The sequence below is a fragment of the Mesorhizobium sp. M4B.F.Ca.ET.058.02.1.1 genome, from assembly GCF_003952505.1.
Classification (GTDB): Bacteria; Pseudomonadota; Alphaproteobacteria; order Rhizobiales; family Rhizobiaceae; genus Mesorhizobium.
This window is the reverse complement of the sequence record NZ_CP034450.1, coordinates 5878263-5904820: the sequence shown is the minus strand read 5'-3', so window position 1 is coordinate 5904820 and position 26558 is coordinate 5878263. Positions and strand designations below refer to the sequence as shown.

The 26558-nt window shown below is 62.1% G+C and carries 33 protein-coding genes; 6 read left to right on the top strand and 27 right to left on the bottom strand.

Going from position 1 to position 26558, the window contains the following annotated elements; genetic code table 11:
• The first annotated feature begins 67 nt into the window (after positions 1-67).
• From EJ073_RS33010 to EJ073_RS28745, 3 genes are all read left to right on the top strand, one after another.
• A complete protein-coding gene (locus tag EJ073_RS33010) occupies positions 68-343 on the top strand; it encodes a helix-turn-helix domain-containing protein (RefSeq protein WP_348627223.1) in 276 nt (91 codons plus the stop codon).
• Between the two features lie 1038 nt (positions 344-1381).
• Positions 1382-1534: a hypothetical protein gene (locus EJ073_RS31785; protein WP_190233816.1), complete on the top strand. Its 153-nt coding sequence runs from the start codon at positions 1382-1384 to the stop codon at positions 1532-1534.
• Between the two features lie 338 nt (positions 1535-1872).
• Positions 1873-2058 (top strand): hypothetical protein, encoded by a 186-nt coding sequence (locus EJ073_RS28745; protein WP_126058585.1) that lies wholly within the window; start codon positions 1873-1875, stop codon positions 2056-2058.
• A gap of 29 nt (positions 2059-2087) precedes the next feature.
• Here EJ073_RS28745 and EJ073_RS28740 read toward each other — a convergent pair whose 3' ends face one another.
• From EJ073_RS28740 to EJ073_RS28720, 4 genes are all read right to left on the bottom strand, one after another.
• Entirely contained in the window at positions 2088-2369 is a 282-nt protein-coding gene (locus EJ073_RS28740) for a hypothetical protein (protein WP_245455406.1), read from the bottom strand.
• A 255-nt stretch (positions 2370-2624) separates the two neighbouring features.
• The gene (locus EJ073_RS28730; RefSeq protein ID WP_126059379.1) at positions 2625-2846 is read right to left on the bottom strand and encodes a DUF768 domain-containing protein; all 222 of its coding nucleotides are present in this window, start codon (positions 2844-2846) and stop codon (positions 2625-2627) included.
• A 341-nt stretch (positions 2847-3187) separates the two neighbouring features.
• A complete protein-coding gene (locus tag EJ073_RS28725; RefSeq protein ID WP_126058583.1) occupies positions 3188-3430 on the bottom strand; it encodes a hypothetical protein in 243 nt (80 codons plus the stop codon).
• 40 nt (positions 3431-3470) lie between these two features.
• On the bottom strand, positions 3471-4343 hold the full coding sequence (locus EJ073_RS28720; RefSeq protein ID WP_126058582.1) for an RNA ligase family protein: 873 nt from the start codon (positions 4341-4343) through the stop codon (positions 3471-3473).
• A gap of 129 nt (positions 4344-4472) precedes the next feature.
• On the opposite strand from EJ073_RS28720, the gene EJ073_RS28715 reads away from it, so the two are divergent.
• From EJ073_RS28715 to EJ073_RS28705, 3 genes are all read left to right on the top strand, one after another.
• Positions 4473-4667 (top strand): DUF3606 domain-containing protein, encoded by a 195-nt coding sequence (locus EJ073_RS28715; protein ID WP_126058581.1) that lies wholly within the window; start codon positions 4473-4475, stop codon positions 4665-4667.
• Between the two features lie 676 nt (positions 4668-5343).
• The gene (locus EJ073_RS31780; protein WP_127400508.1) at positions 5344-5610 is read left to right on the top strand and encodes a hypothetical protein; all 267 of its coding nucleotides are present in this window, start codon (positions 5344-5346) and stop codon (positions 5608-5610) included.
• Positions 5611-5968: 358 nt separating this feature from the next.
• On the top strand, positions 5969-6214 hold the full coding sequence (locus EJ073_RS28705; RefSeq protein ID WP_126058579.1) for a hypothetical protein: 246 nt from the start codon (positions 5969-5971) through the stop codon (positions 6212-6214).
• On the opposite strand, the gene EJ073_RS28700 is transcribed toward EJ073_RS28705, so the two are convergent.
• From EJ073_RS28700 to EJ073_RS28590, 23 genes are all read right to left on the bottom strand, one after another.
• Positions 6149-8269, bottom strand: a complete 2121-nt coding sequence (locus tag EJ073_RS28700) for a hypothetical protein (protein ID WP_126058578.1) — start codon at positions 8267-8269, stop codon at positions 6149-6151. The genes EJ073_RS28705 and EJ073_RS28700 overlap by 66 nt on opposite strands.
• Positions 8269-10422 (bottom strand): phage tail tip lysozyme, encoded by a 2154-nt coding sequence (locus EJ073_RS28695; RefSeq protein WP_126058577.1) that lies wholly within the window; start codon positions 10420-10422, stop codon positions 8269-8271. Before EJ073_RS28695 ends, EJ073_RS28700 begins: the two co-directional genes overlap by 1 nt.
• 9 nt (positions 10423-10431) lie before the next feature.
• Positions 10432-11223, bottom strand: coding sequence for a hypothetical protein (locus tag EJ073_RS28690; RefSeq protein WP_189347660.1), 792 nt, complete (start codon positions 11221-11223; stop codon positions 10432-10434).
• A 4-nt stretch (positions 11224-11227) separates the two neighbouring features.
• Positions 11228-11689 carry a GNAT family N-acetyltransferase gene (locus EJ073_RS28685; protein WP_126058576.1) on the bottom strand — a complete coding sequence of 154 codons (462 nt, stop codon included), beginning with the start codon at positions 11687-11689 and terminating at the stop codon, positions 11228-11230.
• A gap of 348 nt (positions 11690-12037) precedes the next feature.
• Positions 12038-13477, bottom strand: a complete 1440-nt coding sequence (locus EJ073_RS28680) for a hypothetical protein (protein WP_190233814.1) — start codon at positions 13475-13477, stop codon at positions 12038-12040.
• Positions 13478-13530: 53 nt separating this feature from the next.
• The gene (locus EJ073_RS28675; protein ID WP_126058575.1) at positions 13531-14235 is read right to left on the bottom strand and encodes a hypothetical protein; all 705 of its coding nucleotides are present in this window, start codon (positions 14233-14235) and stop codon (positions 13531-13533) included.
• On the bottom strand, positions 14235-14894 hold the full coding sequence (locus EJ073_RS28670) for a hypothetical protein (protein ID WP_126058574.1): 660 nt from the start codon (positions 14892-14894) through the stop codon (positions 14235-14237). Before EJ073_RS28670 ends, EJ073_RS28675 begins: the two co-directional genes overlap by 1 nt.
• A 40-nt stretch (positions 14895-14934) precedes the next feature.
• On the bottom strand, positions 14935-15141 hold the full coding sequence (locus EJ073_RS28665) for a hypothetical protein (protein ID WP_126058573.1): 207 nt from the start codon (positions 15139-15141) through the stop codon (positions 14935-14937).
• Positions 15142-15205: 64 nt separating this feature from the next.
• On the bottom strand, positions 15206-15697 hold the full coding sequence (locus tag EJ073_RS28660; RefSeq protein ID WP_126058572.1) for a hypothetical protein: 492 nt from the start codon (positions 15695-15697) through the stop codon (positions 15206-15208).
• Positions 15698-15709: 12 nt separating this feature from the next.
• Positions 15710-16693, bottom strand: coding sequence for a phage major capsid protein (locus tag EJ073_RS28655; RefSeq protein ID WP_126058571.1), 984 nt, complete (start codon positions 16691-16693; stop codon positions 15710-15712).
• 2 nt (positions 16694-16695) lie between these two features.
• The gene (locus EJ073_RS28650) at positions 16696-17838 is read right to left on the bottom strand and encodes a hypothetical protein (protein ID WP_126058570.1); all 1143 of its coding nucleotides are present in this window, start codon (positions 17836-17838) and stop codon (positions 16696-16698) included.
• A complete protein-coding gene (locus EJ073_RS28645; protein WP_126058569.1) occupies positions 17835-18341 on the bottom strand; it encodes an HNH endonuclease in 507 nt (168 codons plus the stop codon). Before EJ073_RS28645 ends, EJ073_RS28650 begins: the two co-directional genes overlap by 4 nt.
• A complete protein-coding gene (locus tag EJ073_RS28640; protein WP_126058568.1) occupies positions 18328-18618 on the bottom strand; it encodes a hypothetical protein in 291 nt (96 codons plus the stop codon). Before EJ073_RS28640 ends, EJ073_RS28645 begins: the two co-directional genes overlap by 14 nt.
• Before the next feature lie 70 nt (positions 18619-18688).
• Complete coding sequence (locus EJ073_RS28635; RefSeq protein ID WP_126058567.1) at positions 18689-19045, bottom strand: hypothetical protein; 357 nt, start codon at positions 19043-19045, stop codon at positions 18689-18691.
• Positions 19046-19058: 13 nt separating this feature from the next.
• Positions 19059-20702 carry a hypothetical protein gene (locus tag EJ073_RS31900; RefSeq protein ID WP_210211264.1) on the bottom strand — a complete coding sequence of 548 codons (1644 nt, stop codon included), beginning with the start codon at positions 20700-20702 and terminating at the stop codon, positions 19059-19061.
• A gap of 53 nt (positions 20703-20755) precedes the next feature.
• Positions 20756-21526 carry a hypothetical protein gene (locus tag EJ073_RS28625; protein WP_126058566.1) on the bottom strand — a complete coding sequence of 257 codons (771 nt, stop codon included), beginning with the start codon at positions 21524-21526 and terminating at the stop codon, positions 20756-20758.
• Entirely contained in the window at positions 21523-23892 is a 2370-nt protein-coding gene (locus tag EJ073_RS28620) for a hypothetical protein (RefSeq protein WP_126058565.1), read from the bottom strand. Before EJ073_RS28620 ends, EJ073_RS28625 begins: the two co-directional genes overlap by 4 nt.
• A gap of 342 nt (positions 23893-24234) precedes the next feature.
• Positions 24235-24825: a hypothetical protein gene (locus EJ073_RS28615; protein ID WP_126058564.1), complete on the bottom strand. Its 591-nt coding sequence runs from the start codon at positions 24823-24825 to the stop codon at positions 24235-24237.
• 28 nt (positions 24826-24853) lie between these two features.
• Entirely contained in the window at positions 24854-25177 is a 324-nt protein-coding gene (locus tag EJ073_RS28610) for a hypothetical protein (protein WP_126059377.1), read from the bottom strand.
• Positions 25177-25365: a hypothetical protein gene (locus EJ073_RS28605; protein ID WP_126058563.1), complete on the bottom strand. Its 189-nt coding sequence runs from the start codon at positions 25363-25365 to the stop codon at positions 25177-25179. The genes EJ073_RS28610 and EJ073_RS28605 overlap by 1 nt, the downstream gene beginning before the upstream one ends.
• Positions 25344-25601: an ABC transporter permease gene (locus EJ073_RS28600; RefSeq protein WP_126058562.1), complete on the bottom strand. Its 258-nt coding sequence runs from the start codon at positions 25599-25601 to the stop codon at positions 25344-25346. The genes EJ073_RS28605 and EJ073_RS28600 overlap by 22 nt, the downstream gene beginning before the upstream one ends.
• Positions 25602-25603: 2 nt before the next feature.
• Entirely contained in the window at positions 25604-25807 is a 204-nt protein-coding gene (locus EJ073_RS28595; protein WP_126058561.1) for a hypothetical protein, read from the bottom strand.
• Positions 25804-26466 (bottom strand): glycosyl hydrolase 108 family protein, encoded by a 663-nt coding sequence (locus tag EJ073_RS28590; protein WP_126058560.1) that lies wholly within the window; start codon positions 26464-26466, stop codon positions 25804-25806. Before EJ073_RS28590 ends, EJ073_RS28595 begins: the two co-directional genes overlap by 4 nt.
• Between the last annotated feature and the right edge of the window lie 92 nt (positions 26467-26558).

Here is a 26558-nt window from a genome sequence, read left to right as displayed (position 1 = left end):
TGCGAGGTAATTTAACCATGAGAGCGTTTGCTTCTTGTGTCAACACCTATTTGTGTATAAAAACCAAATGGCGATATGGGGGCACCAAATGCCAGTGACTGGAAACCAGATAAAAGCCGCTCGCGCGCTAGCCGGGATGGATCAGAAGCAGCTTGCGGATGCCGCTGGCGTCGGCATCAACACCATCAGGAATTTCGAGAAGTGGAACGATCAGATCGTACGTGGTCGGCTCGACACGATGAACAATATCTATGCTGCCTTGGCTGACGTCGGCGTGGTCTTCCTGGAAGACAGCCAGGCTTCGACCGATGGCATAGGCGTCAGGATGGTTCGAAAACCATGATTGAACCAACGCCGCGCCGTTCGATGTCGCCGAAACGCCGACATCACATCTTTTCGGAGAACTGAACCGGCCACAACATCGCACCTGCTGCATCGCTGCGAGCCGTCACAACGACCAGATCGCGGCGCGCCCGGGCTGCCCGGGCTCAACAGCAACTGACGGCCCAGCGCATGCCGCCTGTGCGCTGAAGGAGACGGCCGAGGAGGACCCTCCTCGAATCGCGAAGGCCAACCATAAGGCTGGGGCCAAAAAAGAAAATCCGGCGCGAGGTTTTCAAACCCCGGCCGGCTCACGGTACGATTGGAAGTGGCGTCGCTACGTCAAGGTCGACGCTCGTCCGGTTCTCGGTGCTGCGCTCAGCTAGGCCACTCGACCTGGCCGGATATCAGCTTTCCACCCATCTCTCGGATCGCCCTGAGCACGAAGTCGTGTCTAACAGGCGACCGGCACCATCTATGTTGCGCGAAGTAGCGATTCGAAGTTCGCGTAAACTCGTCGAGGTCGGCCATGGTTATTCCGAGCCGCCAACACTCGTCCCTGAGATCGTCGAGCAGTTTGTCTCCGGTGCGGACCCATTGGAGGCGAGGGCGCTTTAGGCCTCGCCGACGTCCGAAATCATAAAGCTGGGCGGCCGTTAAATCGGGGAATCCTTCGTACAGATCTTTCTGAGTGCCCGAGCGATATATTTTCCGAAAGCGCCGCTCCTCCTCCTCGGTGAGAATCCTGTTGCGTCTCGTGATTTTCAGACGCCAGCACCGGAATTCCAGAGCCTTCCGGGATCTGTCGGGCAATGCGGCCGACAGGGCCTTGTAATCCGGATAAAGCGAGCGGCAGACATCATCGTCCTCTTGCCGCCAAAGCGGGTATCCACGTACGTTGACGCCGGTCTTTTGCACATGTCGGCGCGCCGCCTGCCTTATACGTGTCAACCATGCCGCTCTTGCAATATCCATGGCCAACGGTTGCGGGCACTTCGCCCTGAGCGCTAGACCAGTCGGTGAACAATCACCGCTAACCCCGCTGTGCAATGGAATTGCTGTGGAGAACTTCGCCCCGCTCTACATCGCCGCCATCACCGCCTCGATGCTTGCCGGCGCGATCTGGCGCTACCGGCAGCGCGACATGATCGGCATGTCCGGATCCCTGCTGATGGTCGTGCTAGGATTCGTGGTGCTACTGCTGCCCGATTGACGTGGCAGCGCGATGCAGAGTGCATCGTTTTACTCAATCCCCAATTGGTAGACTCGCGCGATACATCGGCAGCTAGTGTCTCCAGTCAGCCAAAAAAGGGAGGGAGGCCTCGAACCGGGAGGAACGATGTTGTCTGTTCAAAAAGAAGACTTTCGAACGAACAGAGCCGATTATGTGATTGCGAAGTGTGGCCGATCGGCCGTTGATGACGTTCGCGATGAGAAACTGGCAAGAAAAAAGTCCGTGTGGCTAAGAGAGAGGCGATCCGCCAGACTGGCCGCAAATCCATGTGAAAGCTTGCCACCTAGAGCCAGACCAACCGGTCGAAACTGACAACGATGGCCTACACCGTCATCTGGTATGGAAGACAGGGTGTTGTCGACAAGGCGACTTTCGACGCCGAGAAGACCGCCAGAGACCATGCAATCTCCATGTTCCAGACCCGAAAGGGCGACGATGGGATTGTGTCGGTTGAAGTTCGCAAGGACAGTGGCGCAGTCGTCTTCAGTCATGCGGAGAATTAGGAAGGCCCGCCGGACCTAAAAGGCGATCATCATCCGCCCTTGGCCCTGCCGTAGGCGTTGGGGCTGGTGTCGGGTGTGTAGATCACGCCGACATCCGTGCCGCCGCACCTGTGGCATTTCAGCTTGGGAATGAGGTCATCGGCCATTGCCGGCGCGTCAGGGCCGTAGCGGTCCCGGAGCTGGGCGAGATTGAGCTTTTGGCTATGGTTGCAGGGTGACCAGTGGCAAAACGCCGTCACGGTCATCTTCGCGTCGATCAGGGATTGAAACGTCCAGCCCTTGCCCGCCATGAGGCCGATATAGCGCGCCACAGGGAGGCCCGCCAGCCCGCGTTTCTGCGCACGCTAGTTCCGAGTGGGCAGCACCCTAAAGTCTGCCGAACGCCCGCCTCCCGTCTCTGCATCGTCATCCGCCGCGGTGAGGCCACGACGAAACAGCTCCCGAACGGCGTCAGATCGAGTCGGCATTCTTCTCTCAAAACGCCAAGCATCCAGCACGGCCAGTTCCTCGGCATTGAGCATGATCTGTAGACGGTATGTTCGTTTGGGCGGCACGTTCTGCTCTCATCAATCTGCAATACCGGCGTCGTGATGGACGATTGCGTCGAGGATGACCTCATAGACGCTGCCGGTGTCTTCCTCAATCTCGGTGCTGCTGATGCCTACCGACTTCGCGTCGGCGAACAGCTTTTGGGTCAACTCGGCAACCGAGATGATATCGGCACCCACCGTCTCGGGAACGTTGGCGCCTATCCACTTGTACAAAAAGTCAGTCCCACGGGTGCTCATGGCCGACATAAGTCAAAGTCGGGCATTAGGTTCCAAGAGCCTCACCAGAGCTGCGTCCGGCGCTCTGGCGCATGCCTCTGGCCCGCTGCATGCTGGCGCGATCAAAGAGGAAGGATCGATCTATTTAGGCAAGGGAAAGCCCGTCGCTGGGAGGATGAGCGACGGGCTTTGATGGTGCCATATAGCGGCTACACTACCTTAGATCGATCGCTTCGCGACGTAGGGCGGCCCGTCGTCATCTTCCACACGGCGACGGGCCGCTCCTGCTTGTGGATGGGACCCCGGAGAGTGAAGGGGTTTGCCACTGTCCTATAAGAGCGACGCGGCAATTCGGTTCCGAATTATTTGCCGACAATTCGAATATATGAGCATCCGCTTGACGAAGCCGCCGTCGACATCTCTTTGATGACCGCATCAAGCTGCGCGATATCCTCCAGCGCCGCTATTTCGAGCGGATCGGCGGTCTGCGCTGCGGTGCGTAGCTCTGGCACGCCATCAGGCCCCATTGGCGCGTGGCTCATCACAAGAGTGTCGCGATACTGCCTGAGCAGGAAGAGCGCTCTATCAATGGTTCGTTGGTCCATCGTGGGAATTTAGCATATGGATTGGCCGAGGCCAGCCGGGCTACTCTTCCCGGACATCCTCCACCGTGGCATGGCGTAGCTTCGGTTCGCCGCGCAAATACCTGACACGGGCAGTGATGCCGGGCTCGAGCCATTCCGCCTTTGAAATGGCTTTCGGCAGTCCTGGCGGTGGCGAACGCCCTTTGCGCACTCGTCGCCATAGACGCTCCCGCATCTCCATGGTGAGCGCGACCGTGGCCGAGCCGGCATATTTCCCGCCGCGTGCCATGATGCCCTGTGGCGCCTTGCCGGGCTCGCGCCTGATGCCCAGCAACTCGAATTCGCCAAGCTCCCAGCATTTTGTCTTCACCCAGGCATCGATCTTGCCGCTCTTGTAGGGACTTTCCCTTCGCTTCGAGACCATGCCTTCGAGGCCCATCTTCTCGACGGCTTCGAAGAAGGCAGCGCCGCCGCCCTCGACATGCTCGCTGTATTGAATGATCCCCTTCGCCGGCTTCACCAGATCCCAAAGCTTCGCCTTGCGCTCGATCGCCGGGAGTGAACGGAGATCCTGGCCGTCGAGGTGCAGGATATCGAACGCGACGAAAGCAAGCTGTTCGGCGTTCCGCGTCATCCGCGAGTGCATCCTATGAAAGTTGGGCCGGCCGTCGGGCTCGGGCGCGATCATCTCGCCGTCGAGGATGAATGACTTCGCCGGAAGCTTCTCCGCCGCGGCGACGGTCGGCCAATACCGCTTCGACCAGTCGTGGCCGTTTCTGGAGAAAGCGCGGGCGCCGGCCCAGTCGAGTATCACCTGTGTCCGGAAGCCGTCGAGCTTGATTTCATGGAGCCAGTCGTCGCTCACAGGCGGCGTCTCGACTTGCACTGGCTCCAACGGCTTGATGAATCTTAGCCGCTCGTCGGCGTTACGCATACGAACTCCAACGCAACATTCGAATTTGATTCAATATCGCATGGCCGTTTCAGTTCCGTTAGCGTTTGCTGAAGGCCCTCGGAACATTCCGGCACGGTTGCTGTTCTCTTTCAACTAGGAGGAACAGCCATGGCAGACGACAAAAGCAAGACCGATTTTCGAGACCGCGACCGGGTGTCGGGAGACGAGGAATATGAAATTGGCTATCTTGCGAGCAAGTTCCAACTCACGATCCCAGAGGTCCGCGAATTGATTGCCAAACACGGCAATGACCGCGAGACGCTTGAGCGCGAGGCGAAGAAGCTGGGTCAGCAACAAAATTGACCAGTTTTCCGGTCAATCAGGGTCGTGCGATAGCCCGGTCTGCTTAAATCGAGGTGACACAGGATTCTGCAGGCCGGGCCATGCACCGACATCGAGGAGGTGCCGGAGCCCGGTTACAGTGCGCCCTGTCTTGGCAGGCCGCAAGGTATGCCTTTGGGGAAGGTGAACCCGCGCTCGTCTCTCGTCCCAATTGGCGGGTTCAGTTTGGCCCGCAATGTTCCCACTGCTCAGGCCGTTGCTTATTCCATCAGGCTTGAACAGAACCTCCGCACCACCGAACTCGAGAGGGCCCGATTCAAGGCACCAAACCCCGATCGGTTCCGGAACATTTTAGCTAACTTGAATGTTTAAATAACTACCCGGCTCAAAGCGGTGGAGACGATGGCGCGAGGTCCGCGAGTTGGTGACGAGATCACTTTGACAGCCACCATCCTGAAGGTGATGGAGGATGGTGTTTCGAGCGTGAGCATCCCGACTTACAACTTTCCGCTTGCGATCGACACACCGAAGGCCAGGGCCGGTGAACAACGCGCGAAAGTCGGCGAGCAGTCGGCGATGGAATCGAGGTCGACTGTGACCAAGCCGCCGCCATCAATCCGAACGGTTATCTTGCCGTCGGCGCTATCGACGCGAGTCGCAAAGCCGTTGATTTGCCGTGAGGGAATAGGAGGAACGAGTGGGCAAATATCAGGCCAGCAGCGATCCAGTCTCCGACAACTGCCCGTACGACCTCGATGTGTTCATGGAAAAGCACGGCCTCTCCAGGCGCGCTGCGCAGGTGATCCTGCACTCAAATGGTCCATCGCGTATCCAATGCGATGCCGCAGCAGAAGCCTTTGTTCGCTTCAAGCAGTGGCGGGAGGATGCCAGAATGAAGCCGCCTTCGCCGAGCTTTAAGTCGAGCATTGGTGCGCCGAGCCCTTTACAGCAAAAGGCCAGCTGAGCAAAAACCCCGCTGGCTTTGGCCAGCGGGCAAGGAGATGGTCACGACCCCAGAGCCGCGAGGGTCGAGCCGCAACAATGCGGCAGGCAGGTATCCCGCGCTAACAAATGTTAGGCTGACCGATGGCCACAAAATGTCGAACCTGTGGAAAGTAACCGCTTGTTCACCATAAGCGGGCAAGGTGATTGAAGGCGTTCCAATCGCGCCTAACCTGACTGTGCGCCGAAGAGGCGCGCCCCGCCCAAAAGCTGACGGTCGACGCTTTCACGTACCCCAACACCCCCAACAGTATGCGTCGGCCGCCAGCTTAGCGGCGCTCCCTTTTCCTTGAGCTAGTTTCGCATTATGTTCCGCGCCTATGTCGCGCACCACGGTCCTTCAGCTAATTGCAGCGGTGATCACCATTGCCGTCCTGGCCGTGATCCATCAGGGCGCCGACTGGATGTTCAATTTGCTCGGTGTGAAATTTGCTGTTGGCTTCATGGTCGGCGCCGCCGCCGTGCTGCTTATCTGGATTTACGAAGACCGCCAAGCGCGTTCAAGGGCGGTTGACGGCAGTCGGTCCGCTGAGCAGCAAGGCGCGCGCCACACGATCGACCTGTGACTGCTGAAGCCGAGAACCCTGGCCTGCTTTCATAAGCGCATCGAGCACGGCGCTCTGTTTCGGGCCGCCTGCCAGGCTGCGAGCCATATCGGCAATTGCCTTGTCGTTCCCGCCGTTGCGCAGAGCATCGATAACGCTTTCCACAGCGCGCGTTCCAGCTGCACGGGCCGCGCCACGCGCACCGCCAGCGATGAAGCCTTCACGCACGCCGAAACCGCTGCTGCCACTGCCGTCGATGGCATCCCTGGCTGCAATGCGTGCCGCCGTCTCGGAATTGCGCGTGACGATATTTGACGTCTCGTTGAACAGCCTTTCCCGGTCGAGCAGATCGATGATGGCCTTGGCCTTGTCTGAGCCGAACAAGGTCGAGAGGCGCGCCCGATTCCAGTCCCCTTCCCCCTTGATCAGGCGCTGAAGCGCGACGCGGTCATTCGCGTTGGTGCCTACAATGCGCTCAATCTCGGCGCGGGCGCCCTCACGAAGGCGAAGCGGAACCGCCGACGGGCCGACCTGCAAGCCTTGCGGCAGCGCGCCTTGCCTGAACTCGTCGGCGAGTTCGTCGGGCCGCGGCGCCTCCCGACCGCTGGAAAGTACCGTCTGGCCCCGCTGGACGGCGTCCTTCTGGCGAGCCAGCTCGGCGAATTTCGCATCGACCTCCTTGATGCCGGGCACCGTGGCACGAAGCTCGTCATCGATCGCTTGACGAGCGGTCTGTAGAGCATTCAGCGTGTTACTGCCCTGTGTGGTTTCCAGCAAGTCGTCGACCGCGTGCCGCGTGTTCAGCAACGTCTCGGCGTCGCTGATCAGCCCCGGCTCGGATAGCGGCTGACCACCGGCGCGCGCGCGGGCTATTTCGTCGGGCGTGGGCGCATAGTTGAGCATGTTCCGAACGCGCTGAACGCCCTTCTGCGCCTCGCCGCGCAGCTTCTGGGCCTCGGCGTCGAGATAGCGGGCGATCGGCGCGGAATCGACTGGTGAAGCCTCCCGCAAGGCTTCCCGATATTCTGGCTGCAGGTATTGCTGGTTTCGGGTCGCGCGGTCGATGATGCGCGATGGCGTAGGAGCCTCGCCAAGCGTCTCGTTGAGGCTGGATCGGATGCGCCAGTTGGCATTGGCATCGCGAGCACCAATCGCACCGCGCACGATGGCCTTGCCTTCACCAGGCGTCGCGGCGATGGCGCCCGCCGTGTGACGGAGGTTCGGGCCGAGATCCATCAACATAGCGTCGTTGCCGAACTGCGAGAGCGCGCCCGGTTCTACCGCGTCCTGCCGGACAGCACTCGCCAGCACCTTGGCGGCGCTCTTGTCGAGGCCGAGCGCCTTGGCAATGGCGCTCAGTTGTACCTTGTCGGCGACAGCCTTGACGCCTTTGCCAATTAGCGGGGCGACAAACGGGGCTGCCAGGCCCGTGGCGAAACCAACACCAGCTCCAATCCCGGACTTCTTCAAATCTCCGCCCGACCGCACGGCTGCATCTCCGCCATTGATCGCCGCGCCGCTGAGCGCGCTGGCGCCATAGCGTAGCGGTGCGCTCGCGACGCCGATGCCGAACAATTCAGGCGCTGCGGCCATCGCCGGTAGCGTGCCAGCCACGGCGCCCGTCACATTGCCAGCCGTGCGCGCGATCGGGTGCGCGGCGCGGCTTTCCTGCTGGATGTCGGTCATCTCCTGGTTGACCTTGGAAGCAGGCTCCCCGGTCAGCAGCGAGCCGATGCCGGCAGCCGTGGCAGTCAGGCCCTTGTCGACATAGGGACCGGCAATCGGAATGCCTTCGCCGATCGCATTGAGGAACGTTCCCGATGCGCCCATAGCTCGTGGAGAGGCAAGACCGGGGGCGTCGTGACCGCTCCCCGGCTCCGGGCCGCCAGCATCCATGATCTTTTGAGCAGCGGCCATGCCGGCTTTCGCGCGGGCATCAGCCGCGGCAACATCAGCGTTTGGTGACGGCAGAGACTTGGCAATCTCTTCGACCGCCGCATTCTGCTGCTCCGGCGTCATCGACAAAAACGCGTCGTCGACCTGAACCTTGCGGCCTTGGATGTTGAGCGTAGGCATCAGGGTTCAATGCTCCACTTCAAGCCGTTGCTGGTCGTGCCGCCACCGGTGCCCGCGTTGCCAGCCGGCGCGGAACCGCCACCGCTCTTGATTGCGTCGACCATCTGCCGGATACGCGCCAGCTTGTCGTCGAGGGATGCCTTCGCCTCGCCTGGCTTGGGCGTCAGGATGGCCGCCTGGTTCTCGACTTCGGCCGGCGCCGCCGTCGCGCCGGACACGCTGTAAAGGTAGGATGCGATGATGGTGCGCAGCGAGTTCGACGCTCGCTGATACTCGGGCGATTTCAGGTACTCGGCGCCAAAGTCGGATCCGCGCGGGATAGCCGACAGGGCCTGATCCGACGGATTGGACAGGGCCGAGAAGTTCTTTTCGACGATCTGAAGCTCGGGCGCGACGACAGAGTACAGCTTGTTGTCGCGCTGCTGCTGCTCGTTCAGAGGCTTTTGCTTCGCGCCGGTGAGCGGTAGGATGCCGGCGTTCTCGCTCGGCGGCGGATTGGCCGCGCGCGGGCTCGTCGGCGTCGGGCTCTCCGGCGCGGCCGGAGCTTCCGGCGCCGGTGCAGGAGCCGGTGCGGCCTTGGGCGTCACGGGCATCGCGGGGCCGCCAGCGGATGCCTGGCCGAACACGCCCTGCGGCGTCAGGAACAGCAGTTCGCCATTCGGGCCGCTGATTGTCTTGCCGGCGGCGAGCTGCTGCGCCTGTTCGACCGTGAGGCCGCCACCGTCCATCAGGCCATTGAGCGCCTGAGCCTCGACGGAATTGCCCGTGAACCTGAATTGGCCGGCGTTGGCTCCGCCGATGCTGACAGCCCGCGTCTCGCCGGTGCGCTTGTTGTACAACGTGCGCTCGTCGAGCTTTTCCCAATCGGTCTGCTGGCCGGTGTAAACGGGCTCGTGCGTCTTGGGATCGACCAGGACGCCACCCACCTCGATCGGCTTGCTTTGCTCGGCCGCGAACTTCTCCCGGTCGAAATCGAGGCGCGCCTTGTCGCCCGGCTCGATCTGCGGGTTGCGGAGCTTCTCGACCTCCAGCCGGTTCTTTTCCAGTTCGAGCTGGTTGGCCGGGTTGGCCTCGTCGAGCTTCTGCTTCAGCATCAGGTTTACGACGCCGCGCTGTTGCTCGGACAAGCGAGGATCCTGTGAGGCCTGCAGAAGTTGCTGAACGCTCGGGCCACCGGAGGCGGGGCTGGCCTGTGCGACCGTCTGCGCCGCCGCTGCGGGCTTTGCAGCCACCGGAGGCGGTTCTGCCGCGCGCGGCGACTGGACAGGCTGTGCGACCGCCGCCGGGCCGTCCGGCGCCGGACGCTTGTTCAGCGCCGCCGACACGCCCGCGCCCAGTTCGAGACTCGCCACGTTAACCGGCGCGGCATCGGAACCCGCAAAGCGCGATGCGAAGGAATTGGCCATGGAAATGCGGCGCGCGGCCTCGCCACCGGGGCGGTTGTACCCGGCGAATTTCCAGGCGTTGTTCATCAGGCGCTGCGCCTCTTCCGGCGACTTCGCAGCGTTCAGCGAATCGATCAGGCCGGGGTCTTCCCGGAGAAAATACTGCGCCTGAAGCTGGGGCGACGGGGCATTTGCATCGCCGCCATTGCTGCCGGCGAAGGTCCGCATCGCTTCAAAGCGTGGACCGCGCCACGAAAGGATGCCGCCAGCGGTGCCTGCCTGGCCGCTTTCGCTCGGGTCCGACCAGGAACCGAAAGCGTTCTTCGGGCTGAAGCGGCTTTCGGCGTTGGCGGTCGCGGCGACGGCAGCGAGGCCGTAAGGATTGGTGACCTTGCTTTTCACCGTGTCCATGAAGCCGTTGTAGACGTCATTGCCGGAGAGGTCCGGAGCGCTGCCCATCGAGCCGCCACCAAGAGCCGAGGCAACCGCACCGCCGCCACTCGGCGCGGCCGTCGACGTGGCTGCCGGCGCGCCAGCGCCGAAGAGCGCCGAAAACACACCGTCGGCGCCGGCACGCATGTCGCCTTGCGCCTTGATGATGCGGTTCAAGTCCCGCCTGCCCCTGATCGCCTGTCCTACCACGGCAAGGCCTTCGCCGATATTGTGCGCGATCGGCTGCTGGTTGAGCAGGGCCTCGGCAACAGCGCGAGCCTTCGCCAGTTCCTCAGGGGTCTGATACTGCTGGCCGGGACCGAAGATGAAACCCATGATCCCCTCCTAGATGAACGACGCGCCGAGAGAGAAAAGGCCGCCCAGAAGGTTCTGGGTGTTCGCCTGGCTCTGCTGCCAGTTTTGGAGCTTCTGGTTGTAGTTGGTGTTGATCAGGCCAGCGACGTCGGTCGTCGGGATGGTCGGCATATTCGCATTTACGAAATTCGGCTGGCTGACCTGCGAACCGGACAAGAGAGCTGTCAGGTTGTTGATCGGCGCCGAGTTCTGGGCCAGCGCTTCCTGCACGGCCTGGCCGCGCCCGGTGAGAAGCAATTGGTCGTAAGCGTCGTTCTCGCCTTGGTTCTGGATGTTCTGCGCCTGGGCGTAGTTGTCGGAGCCCGGTCGGATGCCGCGGTTGATCAGATCAGCCTCATTCGCCGCGCGGCGGGCGTCCAGCGCCGGCTGAAGACGCTTCATGCCGAGGTCCATCAACCGGGCTTCGGTCGCGTCGTTCGACAGGTCGACCGGCTTCGACAACCAATCCTTCAGAAAGGAAGACTGACCAGCGGCCAGCTCGCCGAGGTTGAGCTTGGCCTGGTCGGTTTGATCCTTGATGGCCTGCCCGGTCTGCGAAAGCGTCTGCGTCGCCGTGTAGGTTGGGATGTCGTAGGACTTGCCCGTATAGGGGTCGTTCCACTTATAGGTGCCGGACTGGCTGTAGGTGAGATTGCCGTCAGGCGTTACTTGGTTGACGTTGCCAAGGTTCGCGTTGGCGACAGCAGTGCCGACGTTCGTCGAGGTCGACGCCGCAGAGGTCTCTTTGGGATCCGGCGGGGCCGGCGGGTCGGGCGCGCACATCTTGTCAGGCCTCCTGAAGGAAATACGTCATTGCGATTGCCGACCGCTTGAAGCCCACGCGCTCGCACATCTTGGCAACACGCAGATCGGTGGCGATGGTCACGTGCGCCCTGACGCAGCCGCGCGCTTTGAGTTCGGCCAGGATGTGCTTGGTGAAACGGCGTCCGATGCCGTTCCGGTGATCCGGCCGCATATAGATCGTGTCCTCCATGGCGATTGGTTCACTGTTGTGCATGTCCTGCGTGATCCAGATGAAGGCGTAGCCGACAGCCTCATCTTCCTTCCTGACCACGAAGCAGAGCAGATGGCTGGCGGAGCCGTAGACGTTCAGCCGCGGCTTGAAGTCGCCGATCGTCATGCCCTCGGCCGCCATGCGCGCCTGCATCTCGCCGTAGTGCCGGTGGCAAAGCGGCTCGAGTTCCGGCCAAGCCTGGTTGAAGTTCTCGATGGCGATGTCGTAGCTCATACGACCACCCGCCATTTTCAAAGGTCACGTCGAGTTGCACGAACTCGACGTCAGGTCGGCGGTTGAGAAAGCCGGTAACCTGCACCTGCGGCTGCATCACGTATCCGGTCTTGCCGATCGAGATCCATTGGCCACCGCTGACAGTCGCCACCGGCGCGGCCTGGTCCCACAGGGCAACGTCCCACAGGCCGGAGTCCCACAGGTCAGCCGTGCCACCATCGGCCGCGTCCGGCGCCGTCGGCAGGGTCACCGTGTAGTTGACCGAAAACGAGATTTTCGGGTTAAATGGCGTCGAGGCGAGGAACGTCGGGCGGGCCTGGTGCACGGTCTTCAGCCGGCCAAGCGTCTTCATGTGATCGGGATTGCCGACGTAGGTGTAATAGATTGGCCCGCTGTCATCATTGCCGTTGATCTCGCCTTCGAAGACCTTGCCGTCATTGGTGCCGAAGAACAGGCGGCTGTCGTGCAATTCGATGCAGCGGGTCGCCCATCCGACGAACTTGCACCAGGCGCCGGTTTCAAGATTGACGACGAACGACCAGGCCTCCTGCCCTCGGCCGTGATCGGCAGCGAGACGATGGCATAGTTCATGTCCGGCCACTTGATTACCTCCCAAGGTAGCGACAGGCGCCGGGCCGCTTCATGCTTCCAATCCGGCTCGATGTTGCGTGAGACGGCGGCAAGGGACAGCGCGGCGGCATCCTTGTTGATCGCGGCCGAGATAGGAACCATGCCTTCCTTCGTCGCCACGATCAGATCGCCACCGGCGCGCATCGTGGCACGCTTGCCCATCGGCGTAGTGAGGTCATAGCGGCCAACAAGGTTCCACTCGGCAGCGGTCGCACCGGCCGGATTGCTGCCTTCGAAAATCGCCGCCTCGCCCTCGGTCGTGACGAACACGCATTTGTCGTCGATCCCGTCACCAGCATCGAGCGACCACGTTCCGCCGAACAGCAGCGAGCCGCCGCGCTGGAAAACTCCGGACAGGTTCAGCGTGCCCAGCGCGCCGGTGACGGAATCGACCGGCAAATAGCTGGCTTTCATCGTGCCGCCCTGGATGAAGAACAGGCGGTTTCGATAGAGCCACACATGAGACAGCGCGCTGGTCGCAACACCGGTAATGGCGGCCGAAACCTGTACCACGCCGCCAGGGATGTTCGCCGTGGCTGAGCCGCCAGCCCCACCCGTGATGATTTCGTTGTCGACGAAGGTGCCGGTAATCGACTGGATCATCAGCGAGCCGGTCGCGCCGTTATCGACGTTCTTGACGATGGTCCCGACCGCGCCGCTGGTGCCGCCTGTCACGGTGCCGCCGCTGGTGAAATTCACCGTCTGCGCGTCGAAGTTCAGGCGATAGGTGGCAAGGCCGTTGACCGCCGTCCAGTCGAACGTCGTGGAGTAGATCTGCAGGAAGTCGGTGCCGTTGACCGCCACGACGAACGAGCCACCTGAGGTCGTGAAATTGACATAGGAGTAGTAGCCCGAGGTCTGGCCGGTGACCGAGGCGGCCGGCGGCGTGACAGCGTCTGCGGGCGCGGTGACGTCGCGAACCGTGGTCTCGTCGCAGGCCCAAATCTTCTTGGTGCCGCCGGCGTTGTAGGTGATGAAGCTTTCGACCGGGTCGCTGCCGATCGTGGCGCGCTTGACCGAGCCGCCGCGCATCACGATGCCGGTCGAGGTCGGAAGCCAGTTTTCAAGCGTCTGAGCCGAGAACGGCTTGGACTTGACCAGGCTCTGGTTGGTCACCCATCCGGCGACCGGCGCGCCGAACGTGAAGGGCTGCGCCATGGCGCGCGCCGGGGCCGGAACGGCTTTCCGGCGACCGGGAAATCGCTCGTACCTCACGCTGCACCTGTGACCGTGCCAGGCCACGCGACGCGCCGGCCGCGCCAACTGACAGGCGGCTGACCGGACACGACCGGCTTGGAACCGCCGTCCGTATCGATCCGGCGCAACAGCAGGTCCTGGTAGTCGTCCAGATCCTGCTCGTAGGCCTGCCCCTTGTTCTGCTTCCAGCGATAGATGATCGCCTTTTTCAGCAGTTCCTCGGAAAGCCGGAAGCTGTCCGCATCTTCGGTAAACATCGTCTTCTTCGAGGTGTCGCTTGCCATGACCAGATCGTTCGACACGTAGAAGAATTTGACGGTTTCGGTGCTCGCCATCACCGGCCACTGGTGGAACTGATCGGCGAAGATGATCCAGTAGCCGTTCACCGTGGCGATAGGCGTCACCTGAAGTTCAAGCCACTGATCCGGGCTGGTGAGGTGTTCGGTGGACCACTGCCAGCGCGACGACCAGAGCGACGATGTTTTCTGCATCCGCCGGAAATCGGTCGGCAAGTCGAACGCATCTGTCACGCCGTCGCCGGTGAGCGTCTTCAGGATCAGCAGCTTTTGCCAGTCGTGGGCATCCGCGATTTCGGACGCCATGACATTGGCCAGTTCCTGCATCTCGACCATCTCTCGACCGGTCGCGCCATAGACCAGCGTCGGCACTTCCATGCCGAGCACTGTCGCGGCGCCTTTGACCACGTCGAGGATGGACATCAGGCAGCTTCCTTGCCCTTGCTCTTCGGCTTGGTCAGCTCCTCGATCATGGCTTCCATCGCGGCCTGACGCTCGACCAGCTCGGCGATCTGGGCATCCTTCGCGGCCTCGCGCTCGGCGGCCTTGGCTGCGTCGCTGTTCTCGAGGAAGAGCGCCGCCTGCTTGCGCAGATCACGCATGTTCGGAAGACGCACGCGGTCAAGCTGCCCGTCGGTGAGGTCGCGGACTTCCTCGACCGTGCGAATGCCGGCGGTGCGCAGCACTTCGGCCTGTTCGGGCGTGACGCCAGACCAGGCGGCGAGCGCGGTCCCGTTGAGCGGGATTTCCTGCCCGCTTTTGAATGCGACATAGGCCGGCTCGATCTGGTTCCAGCGGGCCGTCATGAAACGCAGCTTCTCGCCGTCCTGGTCCTCGCCCATCAGCGAGGGGTCGGGGATCAGATGCCGGATGCGCTCGGTCGTGCGCGTGTTCAGCGGCGAATGCGAGGGCGAATACGTCACCCAGTCCTCGGGCTGAAGCTCAAGGATGCGCCGGCCGCTGGCGTCGAGCTTGTAGCCTTTGTGGTCGCACTTCTCCTTCACCGGATCGCCCTTGACCGGCAGCTTCTCGTAGCTCTGCTTGAACCCGATCACCCGGATAAGGGGCTGCGCTTCGCTCATTTTGTTCAGCTCCTGAAAAGTTGTGGGCGCCAGCGGCGCCCTACTGGTTGATCACTTCGACGATGCTGGGGAACTCGGCGAGCAGCGCCGCCCACTCGGCCTCAGACACCTTTTCGGCATTGGCGAGGTTGACCGCGTTGCGGCGCTCGCCGCCGTTCCAAAGCTGGCGGAATTTCGGGAAGATGCCGGCCTGAGTATCGACCACGACGGGCTCGGCGATTTCGTTCTTGTCGGACTTGTCGGCCATCTCTGGCACTCCTTCGCTGTTGAGAGGAAAGAGCGGGCCGCGCTTGCACAGCCCGCTCGACTGATCAGTGCGGGAAGGCGCACATGATGATCTTCGACGCGGCGAGGATCGCGTAGGCGCAGACCGTATCAGTGACAGCGGCGGCGACCTTCAGCGTACCGTCGGTGGTGGCCGAAAGGACGAGCGCCTGGCCTGAAGCACCGGACACCAGTGCCGTGGTCAGCGTGGCGACACCCTTGACCTGGATCCAGCCGTATTCGCCGTTGCCCGGAGCGCCGGCCAGAACGCCAGCGCCGTTCGCGGCGGTGTCAGACACGTCGGACGTCACTTCGTTCGTGACGCCGGTCGAGGTGCCGCCCGGCGCGTAGAAGCCAACGGCGTTGCCGGCGACGGCGGCAATCGCGCCAGCGCCCTGGTTGTACTTCACGAAGCGGTACGTCTTGCTGTCGTACGATTCGTAAAGGTCGCCGACCTTGGGAGCCTTGCCGGAATTCGCCCCGGTGAGCTGCGCGGCGCTGTACGTCTGGGTGACGTCGATACCAACAAAAGAGGTCATGGTTCTTGCTCCTTATGCCGCGTCGAAGATCACGCCCTGAAGCGAGCGGTTCGAGCAGACGAGATTGCCCATCCAGTAGAACGGGATGACAACCGCATCCTGGTTGACGGGCTTCTTCTCGTCGTCCTGTGTCCACTGCGCCTCCTTGTGCTGGTCGACGTAGAGGTAGTCGGAGTTGAGGAAGTAGCCCTTCTCGGCCGTGGTCGTGAAATTCGTGTTGTCGTCGAAAATCACGTCGGCGGTCTTGTACTTCAGGCCGATGAACCCGGACTGAGCCATGTCGGCGTCCATATACCGCTGAAGCTGCTGCTCGCCGGTCTCGTACAGCGAGTAGAAGTCATGGCTGAACGTGATCAGGTCGGGCTTGTCGGCGCCGCGGTTCAGGGTGAGCCACATCGCGTTCATGTCGGCCTTGAAGGTCGCAGCGTTGGCCGCGTTCGGGGTCGCGGCAAGGTTGGTGCCGGTGGCCTCGCGGAACTTGTTGCGCCAGAACGTCCACGTCGCGGCGTCGATGCCGCCGACGATGCCCTGGCCGTTGGTCTGCAGGATGTTGGCCAGGCCGCCGATCTGGTTCGATAGCGAACCGTCGGAGTAGAGGTCGACGGAGAAGTTGTTGGCAGCCGTCTTGAGCGCGTTGTTCTTCTTGGTCTTCACCAGGTTGATCATCGCGAACTTGCCGGAGTTCTGCCGAAGCTCCTTGCCGCTCGACACGACATGCAGCGCGACCTGCGCCCAATCGTACTTGGCGGAGGTGACAACGTCCGAGCCGTTGGTGTTCAGCGTGTCGAGGCCGGCGTAACGCTGATAGGTGCTGTTTTCCGCGTATTCGAGCTGCACCTGGATTTCGGTGCCGCCGTCAAGGTTGCGGATCTTGTTCTTCTTCTTCAGCCGGTTGAGGAAGGCGTTGTTCTTCGAAACGTTGTCCGCCACTTCCGTCGCGCTGTTGCGAAGGGTGGTGGACACCATTTCCGTGAAGGTAGTCGACGGTCCAGCCATCGCTATTGTCCTTTGTGGTTCCGGTCGTAGACAGCGGCCAGTTCTTCATCTTCGGTGAGAACCCGAGCCTTGCCCGACGCTGTTGAGGGGATGTTGACGGAGTTGGCGCGCTTGGCCGCGTCGACCTTTCCGGTGTCCTTGGGAGCGGCCGGTTTCGCGGCGGCTGCCTTGGCCCGCAGATCGGGATCGGCGTTGACTGCCATGTCATAGGCCAGGTTGAACACGGCCTCTTTCGAGGCGGTGGCTCCAAGCCGGTCCCATGCATCGTTGATGAAGGTGACCATCCGCTTCTCAGGGATTTCGGAGTAAAGCGGCTTGTCGGCTGACAAGCGGCCCAACTCTTCATTGGCGGCGGTGGTGGCGTCGCGCTCCTGGAGCCTCTGGTTTATGCGGTCGTCGATGTTCGCGGAGTTGTGGACAGATGCGAGCATCTGCTTCAGCCCGGCGATTTCCTGCCGCAATTCGCTTTCGCCCTGCTGGACGGTCTGGCCGAAGACACCCGCAATCTTGTCGCGGATGCCATAGCCGTCGATGATGCTCATGATCGTTTCGACGGGGGCCTTGTCCATGCTCTGCTGGACGTTGAAAAGATATTCGATCGCCTGGGCTGGCGTGACGACCTTGCCGTCAGCCATCTTCTTGCCCGTGTTCGGGTCGAAGTAGCCGCCGTTGCGGTCGAGAATTTCCTGAATGGGCTTGTAAACCGAGACCTGTCGGCCGTGATCGGACAGACGGCCCTGAAGCTCCTGTTCGCGCTCGGCGACGAACTTGCGCAGCTCGGCCGGCGCTTTCTCCCAAGCCTGCTTGACGTTCTCGGCAACGCCGCCCTTGATGCCCTGCCAGTTGGCCGGGAGAGGAACCGACCCTGCGTCAGGCGTCAGACCACCGCCGGCCTGTTCCTCTCCGCCACCGCCCTCGGGCGATACCTTGCCGGCGTCGGCTTTCGCATCCGCCTTCTTCTCGGGATTCGGGCTTGAGAACTTACCTTCGTCCCGCTCAGCGCCGTTGTCGCGCTCGTGCTTGTTCCAGATAGCTTCCAGTGCCGCGTCGTCGGCCAGGGCCGTCGCGGCATTGTTGTTCACGGCCTCGGCGACGGCGCCGGCCGGTGGGGCGTTGTTGGAAACGGTTTCGAGAAGAGCGCTCATGCAGCAATGTCCTGACGCGGTGCTGGCTGGAAGGGATGGAGTTCGCGCTTCGCCGCGAGATACGCGGCCGACGCTTCTTCGGCGGTCGGGAACGTCCCGAGATGGATTTTGCAGCCCTTCGCTTGGATCTGAGCGCGCCATGCGCCGCTGCGAGCATGCCAGCAGACGCCAAGATGACCCGAACGGTTCGTGCTCGGCCTCTTGCGATTGTGGCTGTTCTCCAGCCAAGTCGCCTCACGAAGGTTTTCCCAACTGTTGTCGGCGCGATTCCCGTTGCGATGGTCCGTAATGGACGAAGGCCACTCGCCGGTCATGTACACCCAGGCGAGGCGTTGACCGAGATAGAGGCTGTCCTCGAAACCGATACGGATGTAACCGTCTGCCGGATCGACAGAACCCGCAATCGAACCCGCCACCTTGCCGCCGCAGGTCTCCCGCCATGTGAAAACGCACGTGGCGGGATCGTACGAAATCTTCGCGCGGAGGCGCTCAGCGAAATTCATCGGACACCTCCAATCCCCGCTTCTTGCAGAAATCGGGGTTGCGAAATTTGCCCTTCGTCGGCGACAAGGACGGCTCGTATTCGACGCAGTTGTTGCGCTTCAGATCATCGCGGCGCTCAGAGCGCGACGTGATCATTCGTCCGTCGATCGGCGAGGCGTAATCCGGGATGTCGGAAATGACGTTCGGCATGACGATTTGGCCAGCGAACGGCTTTTCCATCGGAACGCCGGTCTGCCGGTCGACGAAGATGCCATCGCGGAAAACGTACCTGGCCAATTTCCTGTCCTGCTTTTCGGGCAGGTACAGGATGCAAGCGGTCGGTGCGAAATTCTAAGCCGCTTGCAATTCAGAGCAGCAGCAACACCGCGTCGTCATCGTCGATCATTGCGGCCATCTCCCTGTCGATGACCATGCGACCCAGACGGCGCTCCAATGCCGCCGCGTCCGGCACAGCGATCGGCGGCGCCTGGAAGCCGGCGTGCAGGGCCGCGAGAATCTCGGGCGAGAGCGCTGGCCACTCGACCGGCTCGACGATCGGCGCGGGCGACGGTTCGAGGTCGACGACTTTGCCGTCGCGAACGTACTTGGTTGGTTTTCGGTAGTAGCCGCCAGGCAGAATGTCGCCACGATAAGACGGGATCTGCTCGATGGTCTGGAAGGCGTTGTTCTGGAAGGCATTGGTTTGAAAAGCCGTGAACGCCATTTCTGCTGCGCCTTTAAGCGTCCACAGACTTCTTGACCGCGAAGCGAATATCGAGAGCTTCCGACAAAGAACCTGCAGTTAGGTTGCGTATGCTGATTGTTGCCGAACCTGCCGCACACCTTGCCTGTAGCAGGTAGGCACCGAACGTACCGCCACCCTGGTGGTTGAGTTCGAGCAGGTCCGTGGCCGCGATGGCGCTGTCCGTGAGCGTGAAGCTGACCGCAGTGTTCGCTGCGAGGGCATCAGCCGCCGTGGTGATCTTGCCGGTTGCCTTGTTGAGCGTCACGCCGGTTGCCTTGCTGGTCGCTTGCGTGACTGTGCCGCCTGCGCCCGTCGAATAGCCCATGCCGGCTGTTGCCGATGACGAAAACACAAATCCGGCCGCGCCGAGAAAGCCATTGGAAACCGCAAAGGAAGCGCCGGGCGAGCCCGCTAGCGTCAACACGTTTGCGCTATAGGTGAGCGTGGTAGCCCCGTTGTTGTAGTTGATGACCGCCCCGGTTGCGAGGAATAGATCGGACCATTGGCGTGTCGTACTGCCGAGCGGCGCGCCATCGTTGGCGGACGGAATGAGCAGAGCGTCGAACTGATAGCCGCTGGCAGCGCCTGCGAAGGCCAGAAGGTTCGACGAGTGTGTGACCGTAACGTCGCCGTTGGCCCAATTGATGACGCCGCCAGATGCCAGGAACAGGTCTGACCATTCCTTCGTTGTCGAGCCGAGCGCGCCGCCGTCATCGGTCGCCGGAAGCGCGGCGCCCGCAACCGTGAGCGGGCCGAGCTTGGCCATCGCGCTATGGATGATGACGTTCGAGGTGACGCCGGAATTGTCGGTGATCGTTGCGCCGGGAGTGGTGACAATGACACTGTTGTCGTGCGCAGCGGCGCTTAGCGTGACGTTGCCGCACAGGTTGCCGACGAAATCAACGTACTGACATGATGCGTCGAACACCACGTCGCCGCCGATCGAACAGTTTGCGATATGATGTTCACGCCCATAGATCGTTAGCGTGGTTGTCGCGCAGCGGTGCAGAGAGACAAGGACGCGGCCAGTCGTGTTCGCAGAAAAATCCATGCCGGCGCTGTAGCCGCCAACAATCTGCGTCATGTTGCCGTTTTTGAGGTTGTAGATGGAGTTGACGAGCTTGGTGTTGGTAAAGAACCGATAGCCCGTCGTCGTCAGTTCGGTTGCAGGGAAGGAGACGCCATCGCCGCCGTTGGTGTGGTTGCTCAGGTATCCACCATAACAGGTGAACGACACGCCGACGCCACCTGTCGGGAAGTCGATCGGCGCCGATGCCATGTCCACGATGTAGGGATCATGGATGTACTGATTGTTCCCCGTCGCAATCGAAATGCCAGGGCCGGTGAAGTTCGCGCCATCGCCGGTCAACTGCGGGCGGATGATCCGGGACCCCTCACCAACCGTGATCATCGCTCCATTGAAAGCCTTGGTCCACCAGGCAAACGTAGGATTTGCCGTGAAGCCGGCGCCCCATTCGAGCGTCACACCGGCCGGGACATTGATCGTCGTGGTGATGGTGTGCAGGCGAAGATTTGTCGCCTTCTTGCCGCCGAACCCTGAGGCGCAATAGTCCAGCATAGACTGAATGGCGGCGGTCTGAACGGCATTGCTGGCGCTAGACACACCACCGAACATCAGTTCATTTGGATAGGCCTCGTCAACGTCCCACCAACCGCCGTTGGCGGCATCTACCGTGCCGTTCGGCAGGAAGCGGTCTGTCGAGCGAATGCCCCCCCAAGTCGGTTGCGACGTGACGCGCTTGCGCCTGTGGCCGCCACTATCCCGAGAGATGAGAAATCCGCGACTTGGACGGCTGTTATGGTGTTCGGCACCGTTGCAGCAGCCAGCGTGACAGTCGTTGCATATATCGGGATCGGCGTGCCGCCATTGTCAACCGCCAGCGTCCCGGTAACGCCCGTCGAGAGCGGCAGGCCTGTGGCGTTGGTCAGAACGCCAGCGGATGGCGTTCCAAGGTTCCCACCCTGGAAATAAGCCGCGCCCGTTCCTGTCTCGTCCGTCAGCAGCGCCCGGAGATTGGCGCTCGATGGAGCAGCCGCGAACGCGTCAAAGCCGGAAGCCCGCGTCACACCAGCCCATGAAGCCAGGTCCGCGTCATAGGCCTGTACGGTCACGCCAATTGCCGCGCTGACCCTGGCATCGGCCGCCGTCGAGAAATCCGAAATCGTTGCGGCAAGCTGCGTCCCGGTATGATTGGCCCGAGCCAGGAGGAAAGCATCCGTCTGGTTCGCCGTGGCGCCGTCCGCGACGTTCAGCAGCGTCCGCGTCTGCGTCGGGGTCAATTCCTCCGTCACGCCGGTTCCGGCCGTCACACGGCCCAGGATGGTCGCCGTGGCCTGCATCAGATTGTGCTCGTCGTTCCAGTTCGACGGCTGGACAATCGTCGGATCACCAGCGTCGGGGATGGCCGACGTGAATTTATGCTTAAGCGAAAGGGTCATTGCATCGGCTGCTGTGTCGGGGTCTGGATCGGGACAGCCGTCACGGCGCGGCCTTGCGCGTCCCTGACGATCTGCTTCGGCTGCGACAGCACTTGAATGAGCGCGGCAAGCGCCTGCCCGAACATGTCGCGCTGCGCGGCCATCTCTTTCAGCACCGCCTGGCCGTCGATCTGCTCGGGGTCTGGCGGCGGGACGACGCCGTTGGCGAGCAGGACCTGGTTCTGGTCGATCCGCGCGGCCTGGCGCTTCGACTGAAGGTCAAAGCGCTTCTCGGTCATCGTCATGTCATGCTGTTCGCGCTTGAACTGCATGTCTTGCGTGGCGGCGTCCGACTTGATCTTTGCATCAGCGACTTTTTGCGCCTGCTCCGCCTCTCGCGCCTTCGCGTCCGCCTGAGCTTTTTGTTGTTCGGCGCTAGGCTGCGGAGGCTGGCCGGCTTGCGCCTTGGCATCGGTCACCATCTTTTCCAGAACGTCCTCGACCGACTTGCCGAGGTTGAAGAGACGCGAGTTCGCGGCGAAGATTTCGACCGCCACTTCCTTCGACATCTCACCTTGCTGGATGAGCGGACCGACGGCAGCCCAATAGGCGCCGGCCGCCTGCATGAACTCGGCCGTCTCTGCCTTCTGCCGGGTCAGGTCTGCCTTGACCGTCGAATCGCTCTCGACGTCGATGCGGTACATCAAGGCCAGGCGCTGCGTTAGAAGCTGCTGGATCGACTGCAGCTTGGCGAGCTTCGCCTGCCGCTGCTGTTCGGCCTGCTGGGCCGCCTGCATGGCCTGTTGGAGCTGCTGCTGCTGCTCGGGCGGCACCTGAGCACCGGGCGGTGGTGCCGGCGGCGGCTGCACGGGGGTCAGATCCTGCTGCGTCGGGATGATCTGCACGCCGGTCATCTGCTGCAGCGTCTCATGGGAGAACTTCGCCGGGATGATTTCGGCCATCATCACAAAGATGTCGCGCGCGCAGCGCTCCATCATGCGCTGCATCTTCTGGATGCGCAGCGAGCCCCATTGCGTCTTGATGTTCTGCGCCGTGGCGGTCTCGCTCGCTTGCGAAGCGCCGCGCACGATGTCGGAAATGCCGGTGATTTCGTAGATGGCCTGCTTGGTCTGTTCGCGGGCGCTGTAGAGCTCCCGCAGCACCAGTATGAACTTCTCGACCGGCCAGAACGCGACCGCGCCGGACAGGCCGCCATTGGCCGCCCAGACGTCCGCATTGCCGATCGGCACGAATTCGGTGTCATCGGCCGCCAGCATGTTGGCGATGTCGCCAGCGTCGCCGGAATACCAGCCTTTGACCTTCATGTGTCGGGTGATGACGCCGATGCGCTTGGTGGTCAGGTCCAGCTCGTCGGCGAGTCTGCTATAGATCGAAAACGGATTGACCGGCATCAGCCGCCCGGTCAGTTCGATCGGCTGCACGGGCGCCGGAATGGGGAAGAAGTCGCTAAGACCAAGCGGGTCGTCGACCTTCTTCAGCACAACGCCATTGTCGTCGATGAAGATGACCTTGCGAGTGCCCTTGTCCCAGATTTCCCAGCCGCACAGGTCGCTGTCGCCTTCGCCGCGCGCCTTCTTCTCCTGGTCGTCAGTCTGGATGCTGATCAGCCCGGCATCGAAGACCGCGGCCTCATCTTCGCGCTGCACGACGAAGCGGAATGCATCCCACGGCCGATCCTTCCAGCGCTTCGCCGGGCCGTGCCGGTAGTCACGCCAGCTTACCGCCTCGAACTCGATGCACTCGTTTGCAAGCCGCTCGCTCGAGCCGACCGCAACAGATGCGTCAGATGGCGCTGAATAGTCGTCCCCACCTTCAGCGTCGTCGCCACCCGTTGCAGCGCTAGGACTTGCTCCACCGTCAGCGGCTTCGCTCGCTCGCTCAAGTTCCGCATTGGATGTCTCGTCCTTTACGATATCGCTCTTGAAGCGAAGCCGGATGATGCCTCGACCAGCCAGGAAACCGTCTTGCGCCTCGCCCTCCAGTTCGACCTGGAGCTTGGAGTCGTCGACCTGCTTTCGAATGGCGCGCTCGATCAGCTCGGCGACGTCCTTCGCGGCCGGATCCTCGTCGGCGAAGCGTCGGCGGATGTCTGGCGCGGGCGGACTGTTGATGATCGCCGGAACGATTGTCTCGACGTTGGCGAACAGAATGTTGAAGTCGTAGGTGTTGCCGAGCGTGGCGGATGTGCTCAGGTCGTCCGACTTGGTTTCGCCGGTGTAGGCCTTTACCGCCTTTTCGGCGTCGTCCAACCATTGCTTTTCGAGCTTGCCGGCGGCCTCGACGCGCGCAAGCCACTTCGACCCCTCTTTGCGAAGAGTCTCGCCCTGCTTCTGCTGATCCGGGGTGCGCTTGTCCGCCTTGGCCATGGCGGGCAGGATGGCGGCGGCGAATGCGAAACTCTAAGCCGCTTGAAAACGAAGGCTGTCCTAATAGCCGCTACCGGTTCCATCGCCGATAGATGTTGTCATGCGGCCCTACATCGACCGCTGCAAACAAGTCATCCGCGTCCTTACGCAGGATGATCCTGTCCCCTTTGTGAGGGTCGATGATGTAGTAGCCTTGCGCCCCTGCAAGGGGCCGGAAGTCGAGACTGGGCAGGGCCGGCTCTTGTTGGAACTTCGCTAAAGCTCTTATCACGCCGCGCTGCCGATCAGGAGGCAGACGCTTGACCGCTCGCTCAAATGTCCGCTCAACCGTGATGCGCACTGCTATTCAGCCACCACACCGAGCAGATATTTTTCCAGAGCCTCCGGGTTGTCGAAAGTCGGGCCGCCATGGGCGTCCGGGTCAAGTTCCGCTCGATGAGCCCGCATGAAAAGCGCGTAGTCGAGCCTAGCTGCAAGAGCCCGCTCGAAATAGGCCAAGAGCCGGTCGTCGACTTCCTTCAGTATCCTGCCTGCATTGGACGAGATGCGCGTCGCTGCTTTCTGATCTCGCTTGAAGGCCTTCTTCAGGCGGGCCAAGTCCATTGCCTCCTTCAGCCGGCTAGCTTCGTAGGCGTCGATCATGCCCGTGAGGAATTCAGCACCCACACCGGATTCCTCGCCGGGCCGGAAGGACTCCCACAGATGCGCCTTGACCCTGGCACCCTCCGCTATCCATGCATTTAGGTCGGCGTCGAGTTCCGCGATCTGCGCAAGCGACTCGCTCCTGAAACGGATTCCGTCTTCAAACGCGGACATCGGTTCACGCACGGCTGCGCGAGGTCTCCACATCGCATGTTGTAGAAACTCACCGAAGTAGTCAGTGGTGTCGGCAAAGGGGGCGCTCATGGCAATAATATAGACATAGGCCGTCACATAGTCACGCGAGCCAGTCTTGGGCAGATCATTCCCCTGAAGCTGGCTTGAATTTCCGGACGATGAATTCGAACAAGATATCCGAGATCCACATTGCGCTGACGCCGATCAGGAAAGCGGCTGCCAGGATGGTGGTTTCATCCTTGGCATCGGGGATAGGCAAGCCGATCGCCTGCGAGTAGGCCACGGTCGGCAGTGTCAGGTAGGCCGCCGCCAGCGCCCCACAAATCGGCGAGGCGATCATCTCGCGGATCTTGTAGCGATGGCGCGACAGGGCTCGCAGGATGCCGCCAGCGAGGCCGGCAGCCACTACAGGGCCTTTGATGCCGAGGAAGTCGAAGAAGTCGTGCATCATGGCCTCCAGCCACAGAGCTTGGCGCCCTTGAGATTGTGCGCGAGTGCCGACCGCGATTCGGTCGGCGTCATGTCTTCGACGGGATTGCGGTTCGGCTTCTCGACGTCGCAAAAACTACCGCCCGCGTGCTGGCAGGCGGCAAGGGCGACGAAGGCGGCCAGGGCTAGGATTTTGGGCGCGACCATTTGGCCTGCTCCTTCAGAACCTCGGCGTCAGACATGCCGGCTACGGCCTGCTCGATCTTGTCTGCCTCGTCTCGGGCTGCCAGCCGCTCTACAGCCTGCTTGTTGCGCTCGGCCTTGGCGCCGGACAGCCGGCCCCTGATCCATGCTCCAACCGCCATGACGATGCCCGCGCCGATCGCGATGACGACTGGATTGTGCAGGAACGATTCGAGGAGCGCGGTGAAGACCTCGACCATGGTCAGTGCTCCCAGCCGAATCTGCGGGCCATCCAGTGCCAAGCTTCTGTTGCGCCGCCGATCGCCAGCCCGAGGCCGGTTTCCAGAGCCATCTGGACGTCGGGATCGGCCGAGAAGGCCGAAGCGTCGTCAGAGCCGAGCAATCCGCGCGCGACAAGCACGCCGGCCCCATAGCGCAGCGCAATGCGGACAATGACGGCGGTCATGGTGATTTCCTTCTGAAGAGGATTGCGAACAGCGCGACCCAGAATGGATTGCGTTCCTTGGCGGCAACGGCAGGCGTAGGAGCTTGCGGCACGCTCAGGGGCGTCGCGCCGGAGACCGTGGAAGTCGGCGCGGGCTGAACGAAAACAGGTTCGGCCATCATCATGGCTTGGATGCGCACCGCCACCACGCGGCTCTGCCAGCCCTTCCCGAAGGTCGGCCAGGTCGGCAGCCGCTTCAGGAACGCCAGTCGTGCGTCGCAGAGCGTGTCGATGACAACGCCGGCGGGCCGGGCCCTGGCGGCGCCGAGCGTCGCCGGGCCGATCCGGCCATCCTGGGGGACACCAGCGATTGCCTGAAGGTATTTCGCCGCCCTGCCCGGCCCGCTGTTCACCGCGAAGTCGAACACGGCATAGTCGACGCCGGCGGGAAGCTCGGCGCCAGCCACGGCATCCCAGTAGAAACGCCTGTACACCGTAGCGACCTGCTCATCCGAAATCTTGCGCAGATCGGCCTTGGTGGCGCTGGCCTTCACGTAACGGCGGAAATTGGCCAGCGTCACGCCCTTCATAGTAGCGCCGCCAGGATCGGCCGGATTGTCCGACCAGCCGCCTTCGGATTTCAGGACAAGGGCAAGAGAACGCGCAAAGTTTCTGTCCATCGGCGGCTCCGTTCGCAACGGCGCCATCCTGTGCGCGCACATGGCGAAACTCTAAGCCGCTTGAATAACGGCAGAGTTTTACCTAGTGCTGG

Bases quoted from the DNA above. Each gene is read 5' to 3' on its own strand.
- EJ073_RS28670 (WP_126058574.1), bottom strand. From the start codon at position 14,894: ATGAGCGAAGCGCAGCCCCTTATCCGGGTGATCGGGTTCAAGCAGAGC.
- EJ073_RS31900 (WP_210211264.1), bottom strand. From the start codon at position 20,702: ATGTTCGGTGGTGTGTCTAGCGCCAGCAATGCCGTTCAGACCGCCGCC.
- EJ073_RS28675 (WP_126058575.1), bottom strand. From the start codon at position 14,235: ATGTCCATCCTCGACGTGGTCAAAGGCGCCGCGACAGTGCTCGGCATG.
- EJ073_RS28730 (WP_126059379.1), bottom strand. From the start codon at position 2,846: ATGAGCACCCGTGGGACTGACTTTTTGTACAAGTGGATAGGCGCCAAC.
- EJ073_RS28660 (WP_126058572.1), bottom strand. From the start codon at position 15,697: ATGACCTCTTTTGTTGGTATCGACGTCACCCAGACGTACAGCGCCGCG.
- EJ073_RS28600 (WP_126058562.1), bottom strand. From the start codon at position 25,601: ATGGTCGAGGTCTTCACCGCGCTCCTCGAATCGTTCCTGCACAATCCA.
- EJ073_RS28700 (WP_126058578.1), bottom strand. From the start codon at position 8,269: ATGCCTACGCTCAACATCCAAGGCCGCAAGGTTCAGGTCGACGACGCG.
- EJ073_RS28695 (WP_126058577.1), bottom strand. From the start codon at position 10,422: ATGGGTTTCATCTTCGGTCCCGGCCAGCAGTATCAGACCCCTGAGGAA.
- EJ073_RS28625 (WP_126058566.1), bottom strand. From the start codon at position 21,526: ATGACCCTTTCGCTTAAGCATAAATTCACGTCGGCCATCCCCGACGCT.
- EJ073_RS28705 (WP_126058579.1), top strand. From the start codon at position 5,969: ATGTCGCGCACCACGGTCCTTCAGCTAATTGCAGCGGTGATCACCATT.
- EJ073_RS28720 (WP_126058582.1), bottom strand. From the start codon at position 4,343: ATGCGTAACGCCGACGAGCGGCTAAGATTCATCAAGCCGTTGGAGCCA.
- EJ073_RS28590 (WP_126058560.1), bottom strand. From the start codon at position 26,466: ATGGACAGAAACTTTGCGCGTTCTCTTGCCCTTGTCCTGAAATCCGAA.
- EJ073_RS33010 (WP_348627223.1), top strand. From the start codon at position 68: ATGGCGATATGGGGGCACCAAATGCCAGTGACTGGAAACCAGATAAAA.
- EJ073_RS28690 (WP_189347660.1), bottom strand. From the start codon at position 11,223: ATGTGCGCGCCCGACCCGCCGGCCCCGCCGGATCCCAAAGAGACCTCT.
- EJ073_RS28745 (WP_126058585.1), top strand. From the start codon at position 1,873: ATGGCCTACACCGTCATCTGGTATGGAAGACAGGGTGTTGTCGACAAG.
- EJ073_RS28610 (WP_126059377.1), bottom strand. From the start codon at position 25,177: ATGCACGACTTCTTCGACTTCCTCGGCATCAAAGGCCCTGTAGTGGCT.
- EJ073_RS28650 (WP_126058570.1), bottom strand. From the start codon at position 17,838: ATGAGCGCTCTTCTCGAAACCGTTTCCAACAACGCCCCACCGGCCGGC.
- EJ073_RS28595 (WP_126058561.1), bottom strand. From the start codon at position 25,807: ATGACCGCCGTCATTGTCCGCATTGCGCTGCGCTATGGGGCCGGCGTG.
- EJ073_RS28715 (WP_126058581.1), top strand. From the start codon at position 4,473: ATGGCAGACGACAAAAGCAAGACCGATTTTCGAGACCGCGACCGGGTG.
- EJ073_RS28605 (WP_126058563.1), bottom strand. From the start codon at position 25,365: ATGGTCGCGCCCAAAATCCTAGCCCTGGCCGCCTTCGTCGCCCTTGCC.
- EJ073_RS28645 (WP_126058569.1), bottom strand. From the start codon at position 18,341: ATGAATTTCGCTGAGCGCCTCCGCGCGAAGATTTCGTACGATCCCGCC.
- EJ073_RS28635 (WP_126058567.1), bottom strand. From the start codon at position 19,045: ATGGCGTTCACGGCTTTTCAAACCAATGCCTTCCAGAACAACGCCTTC.
- EJ073_RS28685 (WP_126058576.1), bottom strand. From the start codon at position 11,689: ATGAGCTACGACATCGCCATCGAGAACTTCAACCAGGCTTGGCCGGAA.
- EJ073_RS28665 (WP_126058573.1), bottom strand. From the start codon at position 15,141: ATGGCCGACAAGTCCGACAAGAACGAAATCGCCGAGCCCGTCGTGGTC.
- EJ073_RS28620 (WP_126058565.1), bottom strand. From the start codon at position 23,892: ATGGCCAAGGCGGACAAGCGCACCCCGGATCAGCAGAAGCAGGGCGAG.
- EJ073_RS28725 (WP_126058583.1), bottom strand. From the start codon at position 3,430: ATGGACCAACGAACCATTGATAGAGCGCTCTTCCTGCTCAGGCAGTAT.
- EJ073_RS28680 (WP_190233814.1), bottom strand. From the start codon at position 13,477: ATGGCGCAGCCCTTCACGTTCGGCGCGCCGGTCGCCGGATGGGTGACC.
- EJ073_RS28655 (WP_126058571.1), bottom strand. From the start codon at position 16,693: ATGGCTGGACCGTCGACTACCTTCACGGAAATGGTGTCCACCACCCTT.